General features: G+C 69.4%; 17 protein-coding genes. 13 read left to right on the top strand and 4 right to left on the bottom strand.

Annotated elements, in window-relative coordinates; genetic code table 11:
* The first annotated feature begins 78 nt into the window (after positions 1–78).
* The 11 genes from mshD to pstB all read left to right on the top strand — a co-directional run bounded on the left by mshD (position 79) and on the right by pstB (position 12,745).
* Positions 79–1,008, top strand: a complete 930-nt coding sequence (mshD, locus tag ACFVYL_RS09155; RefSeq protein ID WP_389714027.1) for a mycothiol synthase — start codon at positions 79–81, stop codon at positions 1,006–1,008.
* 177 nt (positions 1,009–1,185) lie between these two features.
* Positions 1,186–3,558 (top strand): RNA degradosome polyphosphate kinase, encoded by a 2,373-nt coding sequence (locus ACFVYL_RS09150; RefSeq protein WP_389714026.1) that lies wholly within the window; start codon positions 1,186–1,188, stop codon positions 3,556–3,558.
* Positions 3,539–4,663, top strand: coding sequence for a CHAD domain-containing protein (locus ACFVYL_RS09145; RefSeq protein ID WP_389714024.1), 1,125 nt, complete (start codon positions 3,539–3,541; stop codon positions 4,661–4,663). The genes ACFVYL_RS09150 and ACFVYL_RS09145 overlap by 20 nt, the downstream gene beginning before the upstream one ends.
* Positions 4,657–5,100, top strand: a complete 444-nt coding sequence (locus tag ACFVYL_RS09140) for an NUDIX hydrolase (RefSeq protein ID WP_389714023.1) — start codon at positions 4,657–4,659, stop codon at positions 5,098–5,100. Before ACFVYL_RS09145 ends, ACFVYL_RS09140 begins: the two co-directional genes overlap by 7 nt.
* A gap of 425 nt (positions 5,101–5,525) precedes the next feature.
* On the top strand, positions 5,526–6,857 hold the full coding sequence (locus tag ACFVYL_RS09135; RefSeq protein WP_389714021.1) for a hypothetical protein: 1,332 nt from the start codon (positions 5,526–5,528) through the stop codon (positions 6,855–6,857).
* Positions 6,854–7,438, top strand: coding sequence for a hypothetical protein (locus ACFVYL_RS09130; protein ID WP_389714020.1), 585 nt, complete (start codon positions 6,854–6,856; stop codon positions 7,436–7,438). Before ACFVYL_RS09135 ends, ACFVYL_RS09130 begins: the two co-directional genes overlap by 4 nt.
* Before the next feature lie 14 nt (positions 7,439–7,452).
* Positions 7,453–8,199 carry an ATP-binding cassette domain-containing protein gene (locus ACFVYL_RS09125; RefSeq protein WP_389714019.1) on the top strand — a complete coding sequence of 249 codons (747 nt, stop codon included), beginning with the start codon at positions 7,453–7,455 and terminating at the stop codon, positions 8,197–8,199.
* Positions 8,200–8,570: 371 nt separating this feature from the next.
* On the top strand, positions 8,571–9,698 hold the full coding sequence (gene pstS, locus ACFVYL_RS09120) for a phosphate ABC transporter substrate-binding protein PstS (RefSeq protein ID WP_389714018.1): 1,128 nt from the start codon (positions 8,571–8,573) through the stop codon (positions 9,696–9,698).
* Positions 9,699–9,812: 114 nt separating this feature from the next.
* On the top strand, positions 9,813–10,835 hold the full coding sequence (pstC, locus tag ACFVYL_RS09115) for a phosphate ABC transporter permease subunit PstC (RefSeq protein WP_389714017.1): 1,023 nt from the start codon (positions 9,813–9,815) through the stop codon (positions 10,833–10,835).
* The gene (gene pstA / locus ACFVYL_RS09110) at positions 10,832–11,905 is read left to right on the top strand and encodes a phosphate ABC transporter permease PstA (protein WP_389714015.1); all 1,074 of its coding nucleotides are present in this window, start codon (positions 10,832–10,834) and stop codon (positions 11,903–11,905) included. Before pstC ends, pstA begins: the two co-directional genes overlap by 4 nt.
* Positions 11,906–11,968: 63 nt before the next feature.
* Positions 11,969–12,745 carry a phosphate ABC transporter ATP-binding protein PstB gene (gene pstB, locus ACFVYL_RS09105; protein ID WP_389714014.1) on the top strand — a complete coding sequence of 259 codons (777 nt, stop codon included), beginning with the start codon at positions 11,969–11,971 and terminating at the stop codon, positions 12,743–12,745.
* Between the two features lie 157 nt (positions 12,746–12,902).
* Here the strand turns inward: pstB and ACFVYL_RS09100 are convergent, their stop codons facing one another.
* Together ACFVYL_RS09100 and ACFVYL_RS09095 are read right to left on the bottom strand one after the other, a co-directional pair.
* Positions 12,903–13,901: an anion permease gene (locus tag ACFVYL_RS09100; RefSeq protein WP_389714013.1), complete on the bottom strand. Its 999-nt coding sequence runs from the start codon at positions 13,899–13,901 to the stop codon at positions 12,903–12,905.
* A gap of 9 nt (positions 13,902–13,910) precedes the next feature.
* The gene (locus ACFVYL_RS09095; RefSeq protein WP_389714012.1) at positions 13,911–14,531 is read right to left on the bottom strand and encodes a DUF47 domain-containing protein; all 621 of its coding nucleotides are present in this window, start codon (positions 14,529–14,531) and stop codon (positions 13,911–13,913) included.
* Positions 14,532–14,749: 218 nt separating this feature from the next.
* On the opposite strand from ACFVYL_RS09095, the gene ACFVYL_RS09090 reads away from it, so the two are divergent.
* Entirely contained in the window at positions 14,750–15,118 is a 369-nt protein-coding gene (locus tag ACFVYL_RS09090) for a metal-sensitive transcriptional regulator (protein WP_389714010.1), read from the top strand.
* Between the two features lie 125 nt (positions 15,119–15,243).
* On the opposite strand, the gene ACFVYL_RS09085 is transcribed toward ACFVYL_RS09090, so the two are convergent.
* Positions 15,244–15,438, bottom strand: coding sequence for a hypothetical protein (locus ACFVYL_RS09085; RefSeq protein ID WP_389714009.1), 195 nt, complete (start codon positions 15,436–15,438; stop codon positions 15,244–15,246).
* A 144-nt stretch (positions 15,439–15,582) separates the two neighbouring features.
* A complete protein-coding gene (locus ACFVYL_RS09080) occupies positions 15,583–16,413 on the bottom strand; it encodes a hypothetical protein (RefSeq protein WP_389714008.1) in 831 nt (276 codons plus the stop codon).
* A gap of 193 nt (positions 16,414–16,606) precedes the next feature.
* Here ACFVYL_RS09080 and ACFVYL_RS09075 point away from each other — a divergent pair, with 193 nt between their 5' ends.
* Positions 16,607–16,762, top strand: coding sequence for a hypothetical protein (locus tag ACFVYL_RS09075; RefSeq protein WP_389714006.1), 156 nt, complete (start codon positions 16,607–16,609; stop codon positions 16,760–16,762).
* Positions 16,763–16,792: the final 30 nt, after the last annotated feature.

The raw sequence follows: 16,792 nt of genomic DNA, 5'->3' as shown, positions 1-16,792 counted from the left end.
AGCGCAACAGAGGATCGCGGGTCACATCCTGATTGCGCGCGGCCCACCGGCGGGAGGCCGCGCGGTTACGCTCGACCCATGACTGACGACCGGCCCGCCGAGGCACCCGCGCCACTCCGGAAGATCGATACCCTCGCCGCCCTCTCCCCCGCGCAGGCCGACGCCGTGCTCGGGCTGCTCGCCGATGCCGCCCGTACGGACGGGCAGCAGGCGGTGTCCGAGCAGGGGCGGCTGCAGCTCCGGGGAGGCGCGCGCGAGGGCATCCGGCATCTGCTGCTCAGCACCGGCGACGAACTCGTCGGGTACGCGCAGCTGGAGGACACCGACCCCGTGGAGGCGCCGGCCGCCGAACTCGTCGTGCATCCCGCGCGCCGGGGCCACGGGCACGGCAGGGCGCTCGGCTCGGCACTGCTCGCCGAGTCGGGGCGGCGCCTGCGCGTCTGGGCGCACGGCGGGCACTCCGCGGCCCGGCACCTGGCGCAGGTGCTCGGCCTCTCGCTCTTCCGCGAACTGCGGCAGATGCGGCGCCCGTTGACGGAGCTCGACCTGCCCGATCCGGTGCTTCCGGAGGGCGTGAGCATCCGTACCTTCGTGCCGGGGCAGGACGACGCGGCGTGGCTCGCGGTGAACGCCGAGGCGTTCGCGCACCACCCCGAGCAGGGCTCTCTCACCCAGCGCGACCTGGACGACCGCAAGGCGGAGCCGTGGTTCGACCCGGCGGGCTTCTTTCTCGCGGAGAAGGCGGGCGAACTGGTCGGCTTCCACTGGACGAAGGTGCACGACCAGGAGCGTCTCGGCGAGGTGTACGTGGTCGGCGTGCGGCCCGGTGCGCAGGGCGGCGGCCTCGGCAAGGCCCTGACCACGACCGGCCTGCGCCATCTCGCGCAGTCCGGCCTGCCGACCGCGATGCTGTACGTGGACGCGGACAACAAGGCGGCCGTGAGCGTCTACGAACGCCTCGGCTTCGTCACGCACGAGACGGACCTGATGTACCGCACGGAGTCCTGACCCGGCCCCGGCTGCACCGCGCGGTACGCCGCGTTCCGGCTCCTGCGCCGCCGCGTGGCCTGAACCGTACGATCGCCGAAGGCCCCCGCGCCGTGGACGCCCGGGGGCCTTCGGCCGATGTCCTGCACGTCATGTCGCCGTAACCGCTGATTCAGACAGGCTTGCGACGCTCGCTCAATGCAGCCCGCCGCGCCCGACCCCGCCCCGGAGAACGGGAAGCTCCGTCCGGAGAACGGAAAGCTCCGTATCGCTCCCGCGCTCTCCGACGCGCCCATCGTCGTGCCCGCGCGGAAGAATGGTCGTATGAGCCAGCAGAACACGCAGGGACCGGTCCAGCACGCCCAGCCTTCCGTGGGTTCCATCGCCGCGCACCGCCCGGCCACCATCGCCGCCACCGTCTCCGACCTCGACCCCGACATCGACGCCGACCTCGACGCGTACGACGAGGACGCCGCGGTCGGCCACGACGGCGCCGAGCTGCCACAGGGCCGTTTCCTGGACCGGGAGCGCAGCTGGCTCGCCTTCAACGAGCGGGTCCTTGAGCTCGCCGAGGACCCCCAGACGCCCCTCCTCGAACGGGCCAACTTCCTGGCGATCTTCGCCTCGAACCTGGACGAGTTCTTCATGGTCCGCGTCGCCGGCCTCAAGCGCCGCATCGCGACCGGCGTCGCCACCCGTTCGGCCTCGGGCCTGCAGCCCCGTGAGGTACTCGAACTCATCTGGAACCGCTCCCGCGAGCTCATGGCCCGGCACGCCGCCTGCTACCAGGACGACGTCGCGCCCGGCCTCGCCGACGAGGGCATCCACCTGGTGCGCTGGCACGAGCTGACCGAGAAGGAGCAGTCCCGCCTCTTCACGCTCTTCCGGCAGCAGATCTTCCCCGTCCTGACCCCGCTGGCCGTGGACCCCGCGCACCCCTTCCCGTACATCTCGGGGCTCTCCCTGAACCTCGCCGTGGTGGTCCGCAACCCGGTCTCTGGACATCAGCACTTCGCACGTGTGAAGGTTCCTCCGCTGCTCTCCCGCTTCCTGGAGGCCTCCCCGCAGCGGTACGTGCCCATCGAGGACGTCATCGCCGCGCCCGCGCACCTCCAGGAGCTCTTCCCGGGCATGGAGATCCAGGAGCACCACATGTTCCGGCTCACCAGGAACGAGGACCTGGAGGTCGAGGAGGACGACGCCGAGAACCTGCTCCAGGCCCTGGAGAAGGAGCTCATGCGGCGCCGTTTCGGCCCGCCCGTGCGCCTGGAGGTCGAGGAGTCCATCGCCCCGAACGTCCTCAGCCTGCTGGTGCGCGAGCTGAAGATCAGCGAGGCCGAGGTGTACCCGCTGCCGGGCCCGCTCGACCTCACCGGTCTCTTCAGCATCGCCAAGCTGGACCGGCCGGAGCTGAAGTACCCCAAGTTCGTGGCGGGCACCCACCGCGACCTCGCCGAGGTCGAGTCGGCGTCCGCGCCCGACATCTTCGCGGCGCTTCGCGAACGCGACGTACTCCTGCACCATCCCTACGACTCGTTCTCCACGTCCGTGCAGGCGTTCCTGGAGCAGGCCGCGTCCGACCCGGACGTCCTCGCCATCAAGCAGACGCTGTACCGCACCTCGGGCGACTCCCCGATAGTCGACGCGCTGATCGACGCCGCCGAGTCCGGCAAGCAGGTCCTCGTCCTCGTCGAGATCAAGGCCCGCTTCGACGAGCAGGCCAACATCAAGTGGGCGCGGAAGCTGGAGGAGGCGGGCTGCCATGTCGTCTACGGCATCGTCGGCCTGAAGACCCACTGCAAGCTCTCCCTCGTCGTGCGCCAGGAGGGCGAGACCCTCGTCCGCTACTCGCACGTGGGCACCGGCAACTACCACCCCAAGACCGCCCGCCTCTACGAGGACCTGGGCCTGCTCACCTCCAACGCGGAGGTCGGCGCGGACCTCTCCGACCTCTTCAACCGGCTCTCCGGCTACTCCCGCCGCGAGACCTACCGCCGGCTGCTCGTGGCCCCCAAGTCCCTGCGCGACGGCCTCGTCTCCCGTATAGACAAGGAGACGCAGCACCACAAGGCGGGCCGCCCCGCCTACGTCCGCATCAAGGTCAACTCGATGGTCGACGAGGCCCTCGTCGACGCGCTGTACCGCGCGTCGCAGGCGGGCGTCGAGGTGGACGTGTGGGTGCGCGGCATCTGCGCGGTGCGCCCCGGCGTCGCCGGACTCTCGGAGAACATCCGCGTGCGCTCCGTCCTCGGCCGCTTCCTGGAGCACTCCCGCGTCTTCGCCTTCGGCAACGGCGGCGAGCCCGAGGTGTGGATCGGCAGCGCCGACATGATGCACCGCAATCTCGACCGCCGTATCGAGGCGCTGGTCAGGGTCCAGGACCCGGCGCACCGAACGGCCCTCAGCCGGCTCCTGGAGACCGGCATGTCGGACACCACCGCCTCCTGGCACCTGGGCGCGGACGGCAACTGGACCCGCCACTCGGCGGATCCGGACGGCCAGCCCCTGCGGAACGTACAGGAGATGCTCATAGACGCCCGGAGGCGCCGGCGTGGCACAGCAACACCATGAGACGACGACGGGCACGGGGACCGCGGGCGAGGCCCTGACGGCCTACCTTCAGGAGCAGGCGACGGAGTTCCTCCGCTCGCTGCGGCTGCACCGCGACTCCGCCACGGACGCGCAGGGCGCCGAGGAGTCCCTGGCGGCCGCCTGCTCGATGCGGCGCGCGGCGCGCCGCATCGGCGGCACGCTGCACACGTTCCGGCCGCTCCTCGACGCGGACTGGGCCGCGTCGCTGCGGCCCGAACTGGCGTGGCTCTCGGGCACGTTGGCCCAGGAGCACGCCTACGAGTCCCGGCTCTCCCGCCTCCTGGAGGCCCTGCACCGCCTGTCGGGCCCACCGCCCGTACCCGCCGCCGTCCCCGCGCCCGCGGTCGCCGCCGCGGGCAGGCGTTCCGCGCGGCGCTCGGGGCGCCCCCTGCTGGAGCGCGGCCGCGGCCTCGGGGAGGCGTGGGCCAAGGCCGAGGCGCCGGTGGCCGCCGGTGAGAACGGCGCGCCGCGGGGCCTCGCGGTGGGCGCCGCCAAGGCCGCCGCGCTCCTCGAACGGCAGCTGACGCTCGCCCGGACCCGGGCCCACTCCGCCGCCCTCCAGGCCCTCGGCTCCTCCCGCTTCCACGCGGTGGCGGACAGCGTGGCCGTACTCGCCAGCGACGTCCCGTTCAACGGCGCCACGGACGGCCTCGAACGCCTCGCCGCCACGGCCGAGTCGGCCCTCGCCGAAGCGGTCGCCGCGCTCCCTCTCGGCCAGGCGGGCCACCCGTACAACGCCGGCGCACTCGTCCACGGCCTCGCGGCGGACACGGCCCCCGACGCCCAGGACGCCCCCTGGCTGAAGGTGCGCTCCCTGCTGCGCCTGCACCGGTACGCCCAGGAGGTCCTCCTCGGCCACGCGTCCCCGGAGCCCCGCATCGCGGACGCGAGCCACGCCCTGAACGTCCACCGGGAGGCGTCGGCGGCGGCAGCAGCGGCGGCCCAGGCGGCCCGCACCCCGCGGATCGCCCCGGCCACGGCGTACGCCCTGGGTGTGCTGCACGCGGACCAGCGGCACGATGTCGAGGCGGCACGTTTCGCCTTCCAGCAGGCGTGGCTGCACGAGGAGGCGAGGACGTGGTGACGTACGACGAAGGGGGCGAGCGGGTCGTACGGGCGGCGGGCTGCCTTCTCTGGCGCCGCTCGCCTTCCGGCAACGGCATCGAACTTGCTCTGGTGTATCGACCGAAGTGGGCGGACTGGTCCCACCCGAAAGGCAAGCTGGAGCGCGGCGAAGACGCTTGCGAAGGCGCACTGCGCGAAGTCCTGGAAGAGACGGGGATGACGTGCGAGCTGGGCACGGAGCTGCCCACCATCCGCTATCGGGTCGACGGCCGCCCCAAGGAGGTCCGTTACTGGGCTGCGGAGTCCACGGGCGGCGTGTTCGTGCCGAACAGGGAGGTATCCCGGCTTGCGTGGCTCTCCCCCACAACCGCTCGGGACAAGCTGACTCAGGAGCGGGACAAAGAGCTGCTCGACGCTCTGCTGGAGACTCTTCATGCGGCTGGGGAGGCGTTGTGATGGCAGGGCAGGCAGCGGGCCCGTCTTCTACCGGGGTGCCTACGACTTCCACCTGACCGAAGACAGGTGAACGTCATGGTCCAGACCTAACGCGGAAGTATGGCTTCCATCACAGCGGGTGACTTGGGCGGCTGTTTAGATGGTCTTTACCGAAAGGGCACAGGGGATGCCCACGTGAACGGTGGTGACAACCGCTACTTCACGACCCCCAAGCTCAACGGCTCCGAGTACAACCACATTCAGTTGTCGGTCAGGAAGGTGTACGTCGACGTCTCGAAGGCCGACTAACCACGGCTGACCCGATGTGACGCAGAGCCGGGAAGCATTCTTTGCTTCCCGGCTTCCCCCATCTCTCCACAGAGCGGCCTCGTTCCTTGAACCTTCGCACCCGACTGCGCACCACCCCGGCTGCGTGGACTGCGCCCGTGTGGCTCGGCATCATCGCCTTCTACTACTTCTACGCCCTGCACTTCGAAAACTCGTATGAGGACGTACGCGCTGGGCCGCTGTGGGCGCCCGAACAGGTCCAGTTGGCCCTGTCCTACTTCTATGTCTTCGCCTACGCCATCACGATCGGGCTCGCCGTATGGGAGGGCGGGCGGCTGAAGAGGGACGGCGTGTGGCAACTCGCCCCCGGCCGGTCTCGTTTCCGCGTGGCCGCTCACACACTGCTGCCGGTTGTCGCTGCCGGCTGGCTGGTGCTCGTGCTGCCCGTGGTGATGCGTCTCATCGAAACACAGCTCTGGCCGACCCCGGCCGCACTGGCGCCCCTGTTCATGGCCATGGGCATCGTGTGCGCCTACGCGGTACTCGGGTGCGCCCTCGGCCACCTCACCCCCCGGATGATCTCCGCCCCGCTGTCCGCCGTCGCCGTGTTCTACGTGATCGCCGAAACCGTGAAGTACGACGAGCCGATATGGCCGAGGCACGTCTCGGGCCAGCCGGATACGTCGCTCGCGTTCGGCGAGGAATACGGCGCCGCCACGCTGCTCGTACCCCTCCTGTTCGTCGTGGCACTGGCAGCCTCGGTGGGTGTGTGGTGGATCCGCACGACGCGTGGAAGCCAGTGGGCGATACGCGGTGCAGCGGGTGTCGCAGCCGTGGCGGTCATGGCCTCGTGTGCCGACGTCGCATCGGGGTGGGCCATCGCGGACGGTCCTATCACCTCTGGACACGCCACCGCCCGTTGCACCGGCAGCGTCCCGCGTGTGTGCATGGCCGAGACCGGTGGTGCGGTCGAGGAACTCGACCGGGTGCGAGGGGAGATCGTGAGGTCGGTGACCAAGCTCCGCGCCGCTGGTGTGAAGGTGCGCATGCCCGACACCGTGTCCGACAGCCTGCTGAACGGCCGGGACCGGAAGGCACCGTCGGACACGACGTGGTGGCTCCCGCTGTCCCGGGATGCCGGGCGGTCGGCCGGAGGAATGACCTCTGTCCGCTACGCCGTCCTGCGCGTGAGTGTCACCTTCCCCTGTGCCTTCCCGCCTTCCTTCGAATCGGCCCCCTCCGCCAACTACGTCGTCAACCACGACGCCGCGACGCTGTGGGCCGCCGCTCGCATCGACGCCGACAAGCCGTACCTGGCCTGGCGCAGGGGAGAGTACGGCGGTGTGTTCCAGAACCCCCGCCAGGTCCTGGCGAAGGTGCAGGAACGCGCGGCCAACGCCCTGAAGCTCCCTGCCGACCAGCAGACAGCGTGGTTCCACAAGGAGCAGGCGAAGGCATGCCGCCTCGTCGCCCAGGGAGCGAAGCCGTGATCTGGTGGATCAAAGCACGGCGGCTGCTGCCCGTTCTCCTCCCGGGCACGGTGGCGTTCACGCTGATCGTCGCCTTCGCGCACGACCGGGCCATCGAACTGCCCGGCGTGCTGAGCGCGGGCGGTAACCGCGTATTTCTCATGCAGATCACCCCGCTCGTGATCACCTCAACGCTTGCCCACAGCCTGGACCAGCGGCTCGTCGAAGCCGAGGTAGTGACCACGCGGAACCTGCGCCGCCTGGACACGCTGCTGATCACCGCGTGTGTTCTGGCCGCAGTCGTGGCGGGCCTGATCATCGGGGTCCCGGCCGGGAACGATGAGGCGACCACGGTCGGTCGCAACACCGCCTTCCTGACGGGCCTCATGCTCCTCGCGGCCGCGGTGCACCCGAAGGCTTCCACAGTGGCCCCGGTGGGATGGGTGTTCGTCATCATCTTCCTCGGCTACGCCGACTTCCAACGCCCTTGGCCCTGGGCTGTGACCCTGCACAGCTCGTCCAACATCCCCGCTCTCGCCCTCTGCTCGATCGTCTTCGTAGGCGGCCTGGTCGCTCAGGCCCGTAACCGCCGCTCCCTGTGAAAGGCCCCGCACGCATGCCCGTTGAGCTCGACGCCGTGTCGTACGCGTACGGACGCAACAAGCCCCGCATCCTCGACCGGCTCTCCTACCTCACACCCGACGGGTTCACCGTCCTTCTGGGCCCCAACGGCGCTGGAAAGTCGACCCTGTTGAAGCTCGCAGCCGGAGTGAACCAGCCCACCACGGGTGCCGTACGCCTTGGCCGCCTGCCATCGATGTCCCGGGAGTACCGGACCAGGGTCGCGTGGATGCCCCAGACGATCACCGCCATGACCGGCCTCACCGCTCGCGAGCAGGTCGCCTACACCGGCTGGCTCAAGGGCATGAATCGTGCCGACGCATGGACCACAGCTGCCACCGCCCTCGACCGTGTCCAGATGAAGGACCGGGCCGACGCGAAGACCAAACAGCTCTCCGGCGGCCAGCTCCGACGCGTCGGAGTCGCCTCCGCCCTCGTCCATGACGCACGCATCCTGCTCCTCGATGAACCGACCGCCGGCATGGACCCCACCCAACGCCGCGTGTTCCGCGATCTGATACTGAACCTCGCCACCGATGAGGTGCAGGTGCTGATGTCCACCCACGATGTCGCCGACCTCGCCGAAGAAGCCGACCACGTCACCGTCCTGGCCGAAGGAGCGATCCGCTTCAACGGCGCCACCCGGGACTTCCTCGCCCACGCTCCCGTGGAGACCCCGGAAGGACGACGAGCCGAAACGGCCTACACCACCGTGTCCGGCTACCACACCGCTACCGGCTAAACGATCCCGGTCAGAAGGCATCCAGGCCGACCCGGACCGCCACGGCGGCGGCAACGGCGGCCAGTACGGCGATGCCCACGAGAAACGGGTTGATCATGCCGGGAGCAGATCCGCCCGTCGCCGGAGCCCGCCGCACCCCACGTCGGCCGCCTCGCTCGCCGCACCCCGTCGACCGCCTCCCTCACGGCGTGTAGCGGTGCGGCTACTTTTTGCAGCGGACCGGCTAACCAGGCCGACCGCCGAGGTTCACCCGCCGTTCACTCGTGCCCATCGGCCGCTTCACCTGTCCTGCCTAATTTCGGCCTTACAACACGACGTAAGTCATCGCACGCCGCCACAAGGGTCGGCGGCTCCCGGAAGGAAGACCCGAAGTGAAGCTTCAGCGCAAGAACCGGCTCCGCGCCCTCTCCCTCGGCGCCATCGCCGTCTCCGGCGCCCTGGCCCTCACGGCGTGCGGCTCCGACGACACGAGTGGCTCGGGCGACGGCGGCAAGGAGACCAACGCCAACGCCAACATCAAGTGTGACGACGCCAAGGGCCAGCTCGCGGCCTCGGGCTCGTCCGCGCAGAAGAACGCGATCGACGCCTGGCGGAAGGTCTACACGTCCAACTGCAAGGACGTGCAGCTGAACTACAACCCGACGGGCTCGGGCGCCGGCATCACCGCGTTCCTGCAGGGCCAGACCGCGTTCGCCGGTTCCGACTCGGCGCTGAAGCCCGAGGAGGTCGAGAAGTCGAAGAAGATCTGCAAGGGCAGCCAGGCCATCGACCTGCCCATGGTGGGCGGCCCGATCGCCATCGGCTTCAACGTCCCCGGCGTCGACGACCTGACCCTGGACGCCAAGACCCTGGCCGACATCTTCAACGACAAGATCAAGAGCTGGGACGACAAGGCGATCGCCAAGCTCAACCCGGGCGTCAAGCTCCCCAGCACCAAGGTCCAGGCGTTCCACCGCTCCGACGAGTCGGGCACCACGGACAACTTCACCAAGTACCTCAAGGGCGCGGCCCCCGCCGCCTGGCCGTACGAGCCGGGCAAGTCGTGGGCCCCCAAGGGCGGCCAGTCGGCGAACGGCTCCGCCGGTGTCGCGGGCCAGGTCAAGCAGACCGCGGGCGCCATCTCGTACTTCGAGCTCTCGTACGCCGGTGAGGGCGTCAAGACCGTCGACCTGAAGACGGGCGCCAAGGAGCCGGTGAAGGCCACCGTCGACAACGCCTCCAAGGCGATCGCCGAGGCCAAGGTCGTCGGCAAGGGCAAGGACCTCTCCCTGCAGCTGAACTACAAGCCGACCGCCGAGGGCGCCTACCCGATCACCCTGGTCACGTACGAGGTCGTCTGCGAGAAGGGCAACAAGCCCGAGACGCTCGCCGCCACCAAGTCCTTCCTGACCTACATCGCCGGTGAGGACGGCCAGAAGGTCCTCAAGGACAACGACTACGCGCCGATCCCGGCCGAGATCATCGCCAAGGTCCGCTCCACCGTCGCGGGCCTGAGCTAGCTGAACCGAGTGCGGCCGGCCCCGCGGTACCGGGGCCGGCCGCACCATCCGGTGCACCGCCGCCACGGAGCGCCTGCGTCACCCGCACGGCGCCTCCGCAGACCGGAGAACCCCATGGACATACCAAGCAATACGACCGCTCCTCCCCTCGTCGACGACGCCGGGCCGACGGCCCCGGTGAGCAAGGCAGCCGCCCGCGGCGCCACCCGCCCCGGCGACCGGATCTTCCTCGGCCTCTCCCGCGGCTCCGGGATCGTGCTCCTCACGATCATGGCGGCCATCGCCGTGTTCCTGACGTACCGCACGACCCTCGCCCTCTCCGACAACACGGGCAACTTCCTCACCACCTTCGAATGGGACCCGGCCGGTGCCACCACCGGCGGCAAGCCGTACTTCGGCATCGCCGTCCTCGTCTTCGGCACCGTGGTGAGCTCGGTGATCGCCCTCGTGATCGCGGTCCCCGTCGCCATCGGCATCGCGCTGTTCATCTCGCACTACGCGCCGCGCAAGCTCTCCGGCCCCATCGCCTACGTGATCGACCTGCTGGCCGCCGTGCCCTCGATCGTGTACGGCCTGTGGGGCGCCCTCGTGGTCGCCCCCCACCTCACCGGGCTCTACGGCTGGCTCGACGACTACCTCGGCTGGACCGGCGTCTTCGAGTACAAGGGCGGCGCCCCCCGCTCCCTGATGACCGTCGGCATCCTCCTCGCGATCATGATCCTGCCGATCATCACGAACGTGAGCCGCGAGGTCTTCCTCCAGGTCCCGAAGATGCACGAGGAAGCCGCGCTCGCCCTCGGCGCCACGCGCTGGGAGGTCATCCGCATGTCGGTGCTCCCCTTCGCCCGCTCCGGCATCATCTCCGCCTCGATGCTGGGCCTCGGCCGCGCGCTCGGCGAGACGATCGCCGTCGCCACCGTGCTCTCCCCGACCTTCGTGATCCAGACCTCCGTGCTCGACTACGGCGGCGGCACCTTCGCGCAGAACATCGCCAGCAAGTTCAACGAGGCCAGCTCGTACGGCCAGGACGCGCTCATCGCCTCCGGCCTGGTCCTGTTCGTCATCACGCTGCTGGTCAACGGCGCGGCACGCCTGATCATCGCGCGCCGCAAGGAGTACTCGGGGGCCAACGCATGAGCACCACGACATCCAACCCGGCCAACCCCCTCGTCAAGCGCCCCTCGACGCTCCGGGCAGCCAGCCTGCCGCGCTGGTCCCCCGCGGCCGTCGCACTCGGCTCGGCCGCCGTCGCGGTCGGCATCGGCGCCGGAGCCGGCCTGGACAGCCGCGTCCAGTGGGGCCTGATCGCCGCCCTGCTCTTCATCGTCGGCTCGTACGTCCTCGCGGTCACCGTCGAAGGCGTCCGGCAGGCCAAGGACCGCCTCGCCACCTCGCTGGTCTGGGTCATGTTCCTGCTGGCCGTCGTCCCGCTCGCCTCGCTGATCTACGAGACCGTGCAGCGCGGCGCCAAGGTCTTCGACGTCTACTTCCTCACCCACTCGATGGGCGTCATCGCCGACGACGAGACCGGCGGCGGCATCTACCACGCGCTCATCGGCTCCCTGGAGCAGGTGCTCCTGGCCTCCCTGATCGCCGTGCCGATCGGCCTGCTCACCGCGGTCTACCTCGTCGAGTACGGACGCGGGAAGCTCTCCAAGGTCGTCACGTTCTTCGTGGACGTCATGACCGGCATCCCGTCGATCGTCGCGGGTCTGTTCGTCCTCAGCTTCTGGATCCTGATCCTGGGCTTCGACTTCTCCGGCTGGGCCGGCGCCATGGCGCTCGCCATCCTGATGATGCCGGTGGTCGTGCGCTCCACCGAGGAGATGCTCAAGCTCGTCCCGAACGAGCTGCGCGAGGCGTCGCTCGCCCTCGGCGTCCCGAAGTGGCGGACCATCCTCAAGGTCGTCCTGCCCACCGCCATCGGCGGCATCACCACGGGCGTGATGCTCTCGGTCGCCCGCATCGCGGGCGAGACCGCGCCGGTCCTGCTGCTTGTCTGGGTGACCCCCCTGATCAACACGAACCCCTTCGACGGCGCCCAGGGCTCGCTGCCGCTGTACATCTACCAGCAGTACGCGGCCGGCACCGACGCGTCGTACGACCGGGCCTGGGCCGCGGCCCTCGCGCTCATCGCCTTCATCATGATCCTCAACCTGGCGGCCCGCGGCGTAGCCCGCTGGAAGGCCCCCAAGACGGGCCGCTGAGCGGCCGATCGGCGGACCCGCGCGCATGCGCGCACCAGAGACCCGAAAGAAGCAGTGATCCCCATGGCCAAGCGAATCGACGTATCGGGCCTGACCGCCTACTACGGCTCACACAAGGCGATCGAGGACATCTCGATGACCGTGGAGCCCCGCTCCGTGACCGCCTTCATCGGCCCCTCCGGCTGCGGCAAGTCCACGTTCCTGCGCACCCTGAACCGCATGCACGAGGTGACCTCCGGCGGCCGCGTCGAGGGCAAGGTGCTCCTGGACGACGAGGACCTCTACGGCAGCGGCATCGACCCGGTGGCCGTGCGCCGCACGGTCGGCATGGTCTTCCAGCGCCCGAACCCGTTCCCCACGATGTCGATCTTCGACAACGTCGCGGCGGGCCTCAAGCTCAACGGCTCGTACAAGAAGAGCGAACTGAACGACGTCGTCGAGAAGTCCCTCAAGGGCGCGAACCTCTGGAACGAGGTCAAGGACCGCCTCAACAAGCCCGGCTCGGGCCTCTCCGGCGGCCAGCAGCAGCGCCTGTGCATCGCGCGGGCCATCGCGGTCGAGCCCGACGTGCTCCTCATGGACGAGCCCTGCTCGGCCCTCGACCCGATCTCGACGCTCGCCATCGAGGACCTGATCGGCGAGCTGAAGGAACGCTTCACGATCGTCATCGTGACGCACAACATGCAGCAGGCGGCCCGCGTCTCGGAGCGCACCGCGTTCTTCAACCTCGCCGCCGTCGGCCAGCCCGGCAAGCTCGTCGAGATCGACGAGACCGAGCGGATCTTCTCCAACCCCTCGGTCCAGGCGACCGAGGACTACATCTCGGGCCGCTTCGGCTAGGCCCTGTCCCGACTCCCCGCGGTGCTGCATGGCGGTGCCACCGCAGGGACACCAAGAGAGGCCCGCCCCGGGCTCCCGGGGGCGGGCCTCTCCTATGCCGCTGGGTGTGCCCCGTAAGGGGCGCGGGGAACTGCGCGAGCACCCCCCACCGGCTGCACTACAAGAACGCGAGGTTCACGATCCAGAAGCTGACCGCCGCCACCAGCGCGGCCGCCGGCATCGTGATGAACCAGCCCAGGATGATGTTCTTGGCAACACCCCACCGCACCGCGTTCACCCGCTTCGTCGCGCCCACGCCCATGATCGCGGACGTGATGACGTGCGTCGTCGAGATCGGCGCGTGGAACATGAACGCGGTCGTGAACATGATGCCCGCGCCGGTCGTCTCCGCGGCGAAGCCCTGCGGCGGGTCCAGCTCGATGATCTTGCGACCGAGGGTCCGCATGATGCGCCAGCCACCCGCGTACGTACCGAGCGAGAGCATCAGCGCACAGGAGATCTTGACCCAGATCGGGATGGGCGCGTCCGCGCTCTGCACGTCGGAGATGACGAGGGCCATCACCACGATGCCCATCGTCTTCTGCGCGTCCTGCAGACCGTGACCCAGCGCCATACCGGCCGCGGACACCGTCTGCGCGATGCGGAAACCGCGCTTGGCCTTGTGCGGGTTGGACTTGCGGAACATCCACATGATGGCGCACATCACCAGGTAACCGACGACGAGGCCGACCACGGGCGACAGGAACATCGGGATGACGATCTTGTCGACGACCCCGGACCAGATGACCCCGATCCCGCCGGCGAGCGCCGCCCCGACCATGCCGCCGAACAGCGCGTGCGACGAGGACGAGGGCAGGCCGAAGTACCAGGTGATGAGGTTCCACACGATGGCGCCGATGAGCGCCGCGAAGAGGATCCACATCCCCTTGTCGCCGTGCGGGGTCTCGATGATCCCCTCGCTGACGGTCTTGGCGACGCCGCTGCCGAGGAAGGCACCGGCGAGGTTCATCACCGCGGCCATGGCGAGCGCCGCGCGGGGCGTCAGCGCCCGGGTGGAGACGGATGTGGCGATGGCGTTCGCGGAGTCGTGGAAGCCGTTCGTATACGTGAATCCGAGCGCGACGCCGATGGTCACGATCAAGGCAAAGGTGTCCATGGCGGTGCCTCAGGACTCCTTGACCGCGATGGTCTCCACAGTGTTCGCCACGTGCTCGAAGGCGTCGGCCGCCTCTTCAAGGACGTCCACGATCTGCTTCAGCTTCAGCACCTCCATGGCGTCGTACTTGCCGTTGAAGAGCTGGGCGAGGAGCTTCCGGTGGATCTGGTCGGCCTGGTTCTCCAGGCGGTTGACCTCGATCCAGTACTCGGTGAGGTTCGCCATGGTCCGCAGGTTCGGCATGGCCTCGGCCGTGAGCTCGGCGGCCCGCGACAGGACCTCGATCTGCTGCTCGACGCCCTTGGGGAGCTCTTCGACCTGATAGAGGACGACCAGGTCGACGGCCTCCTCCATGAAGTCCATGATGTCGTCCAGGGACGACGCGAGGTTGTAGATGTCCTCGCGGTCGAACGGCGTGATGAAGGAGGAGTTCAGCTGGTGGAAGATCGCATGCGTGGCGTCGTCTCCCGCGTGTTCCGCGGCCCGCATACGCTCTGCGATCTCGGCCCGTGCGGAAGAGTCCGCTCCGAGCAGTTCCATGAGGAGTTTCGAGCCCGTGACGATGTTGTCCGCGGATGCGGCGAACATGTCGTAGAAGCTCGTCTCCCTGGGGGTCAGACGAAAGCGCACGTGGGGTCCTCGGGGTGCTCTGGATGCGGTCAGGCTGATGCTAGGCGCATCATCCGGCCACGGCTAACCGGCTGCCCCCCAGTGTCGCCCATCAGGCACAGTGATCAGCACACCCCCCGAGAAATCGGCTACCATATACCCTCCTGGGGTATATGGATCTGCAGAAACGCGGGTACGTCCGACGGGGAGCCCCGCAGGAAGTCCAGGAGGAGGACGCGATGACGACCACCGAGGCGGCCGACGCGGCCGTACCCACCCCGGGGGCGCCCGCAGCGCCCTCCGACCACGGCGGCCACGCTCAAGGGGTGCACGGGTACCACAAGCAGAAGGACGAGCACCTCAAGCGGCTGCGCCGCATCGAGGGCCAGATCCGCGGCCTGCAGCGCATGGTCGAGGAAGACGTCTACTGCATCGACATACTCACGCAGGTCTCGGCCGGCACGAAGGCGCTGCAGTCCTTCGCGCTGCAGCTCCTCGAGGAACACCTGCGGCACTGCGTGGCCGACGCGGCGGTCAAAGGCGGGACCGAGATCGACGCGAAGGTGGAAGAGGCTACTAAGGCTATTGCGCGGATGCTCCGCACGTAGGCGCTCCCGCTGGGGGGCGGAATTTATCTCGGTCTGCGACGTGGGGCTGGGTCGCATCCGGCTCGGCCTGCGTCGTTCTTTTCAGGCGTGCCCGCTTCGCGGGCTTTTCCCCACCCGCCCGCCCTTTAAGGGCGCCAGTCCTCCGGGTGGGGGGTGGGGTCCTGGGGGTCGGAGACTCTCAGGACCTCGTCGATGCGGTCGAAGCTCAGGCGCTCCGCCGCCGCACTCGCCGCGATGATGAGCTCCCCGCACAGTTCGATCTCGGCGAGGGCGACGTGGTCCTGAACCGCCGTACCGCCACGCACCGGAGCCACGTTCATCACCTCTTCCTGACCCGGGACCCACGCACCGATCCGTCTCGTCGGCCCGCGCATCCGTTTCTGCCGATACCGGCTTCCCAGGGTAGGGAGCCGTCTACGCACCGCGCATGGCACAGACGGACCATTTCCACCAGCCGTCAGCGACTACTGCTCGGCGATTTTCCCGGCGTAGATGTCCTTCTCGGCCGGAAGTCGCACCTTCACGGGCGCTCCGAAGTCGTAGAGGAGTGTGGTCGACGCCACGTTCGCGTCGGCTACGGAGAACTGCTGACGCAACTTCCGTACGCGACCCCGGTCATCGAGGTAGACATCGAACGCGGCGCTCCCCTTGCTGAACCCTTTCGCCGCCGCCGCACCGAGCGCACCGCGCTGACCTGCGGAGGCGGCCCGGGCGGCGGCACGAAGGCCGACGACGCCGCGATAGTGCCGTACCTCCGTCCCACCCACTCGCTCCTCCCCCACGAACCCCACCTTCCGCGCCCCGCGCAGCAGTTCCGCCGCAGCGAGGGGGTCCGTGGCTCCGCCGGTGACGAGGTTTCCGTCGGAGAGGGAACGTGTCTCGATCCGCACCCACTTGTCGGCAGGCACTCCGGCCCCGCGGTTCTTCATGTAGAGCGCGCCGTCGGACATCAGCTCGGTGATGGGCCGGTGCTCGTCGTCCCCCGCGGGGTCCGGCGGCAGCACCACCTCGAACACGCCGAGCTGCCGCTCGAAGTCGTAGGCCCCGGTGCCCCGGACGGTGACGCGCGTGCCGCCGCTGGCCATCTCCATGGACGTGTTCGCCTTCGAACTGCCCGCCGCGACCAGGGAGTCGGCGGACCGCCGCACCGCGTCGCCGGGGTCGACGCCCCCGCTGCCGTCCGCGGCGGCGCCGGGGTCCGTACATCCGGTGGCCACCGCCATCAGCCCCGCCGCCGCGACCGCGGCGGCCACCACGGCGTCCGCCGCGCCCGTGCGCCTGTGCCGATGCACCATGGCCTGTCTACCCCCAAGCGTCCCGCGCCTGTCCTGCCCGTTCGGCCGTCCTTCACCTGAAGAGCCTGTGCCGCATGCCCGCCCGGCCGGGGATGTGACACAGGTTCTAACGACCGGTGCATGGACCCGTCACGCGGAGGCCCCGTGACGGAGCCGTCGCCAGCCGTTCACGGACGGTCGGTACGGTGGCCGCGTGGCCGATCAGCAAGCCCCCGCGTCCCACCGCACGACAACGGTCGAGAAGGGCCGTTTCGTCGCGGCCCACTGCACCTGCGGCTGGCGTGGCCCCGCCCGGCGAGCCCGCAGCAAGGCCCGTACGGACGCCGTCGAACACGAGGCGACGCCCTGACCCCTCCGCTACCCTCCGCGCGGCGGTCCG

This window comes from Streptomyces sp. NPDC058308 (assembly GCF_042880275.1).
GTDB lineage: Bacteria > Actinomycetota > Actinomycetes > Streptomycetales > Streptomycetaceae > Streptomyces.
The sequence above is the reverse complement of the archived record's forward strand: the minus strand, read 5'-3'. Positions and strand labels throughout refer to the sequence as shown.

Excerpts from the sequence above, each read along its gene's own strand:
- mshD (WP_389714027.1), top strand. The coding sequence starts at position 79 with ATGACTGACGACCGGCCCGCCGAGGCACCCGCGCCACTCCGGAAGATC.
- ACFVYL_RS09150 (WP_389714026.1), top strand. The coding sequence starts at position 1,186 with ATGCAGCCCGCCGCGCCCGACCCCGCCCCGGAGAACGGGAAGCTCCGT.
- ACFVYL_RS09125 (WP_389714019.1), top strand. The coding sequence starts at position 7,453 with ATGCCCGTTGAGCTCGACGCCGTGTCGTACGCGTACGGACGCAACAAG.
- pstC (WP_389714017.1), top strand. The coding sequence starts at position 9,813 with ATGGACATACCAAGCAATACGACCGCTCCTCCCCTCGTCGACGACGCC.
- pstA (WP_389714015.1), top strand. The coding sequence starts at position 10,832 with ATGAGCACCACGACATCCAACCCGGCCAACCCCCTCGTCAAGCGCCCC.
- pstB (WP_389714014.1), top strand. The coding sequence starts at position 11,969 with ATGGCCAAGCGAATCGACGTATCGGGCCTGACCGCCTACTACGGCTCA.
- ACFVYL_RS09100 (WP_389714013.1), bottom strand. The coding sequence starts at position 13,901 with ATGGACACCTTTGCCTTGATCGTGACCATCGGCGTCGCGCTCGGATTC.
- ACFVYL_RS09090 (WP_389714010.1), top strand. The coding sequence starts at position 14,750 with ATGACGACCACCGAGGCGGCCGACGCGGCCGTACCCACCCCGGGGGCG.
- ACFVYL_RS09085 (WP_389714009.1), bottom strand. The coding sequence starts at position 15,438 with ATGAACGTGGCTCCGGTGCGTGGCGGTACGGCGGTTCAGGACCACGTC.
- ACFVYL_RS09080 (WP_389714008.1), bottom strand. The coding sequence starts at position 16,413 with ATGGTGCATCGGCACAGGCGCACGGGCGCGGCGGACGCCGTGGTGGCC.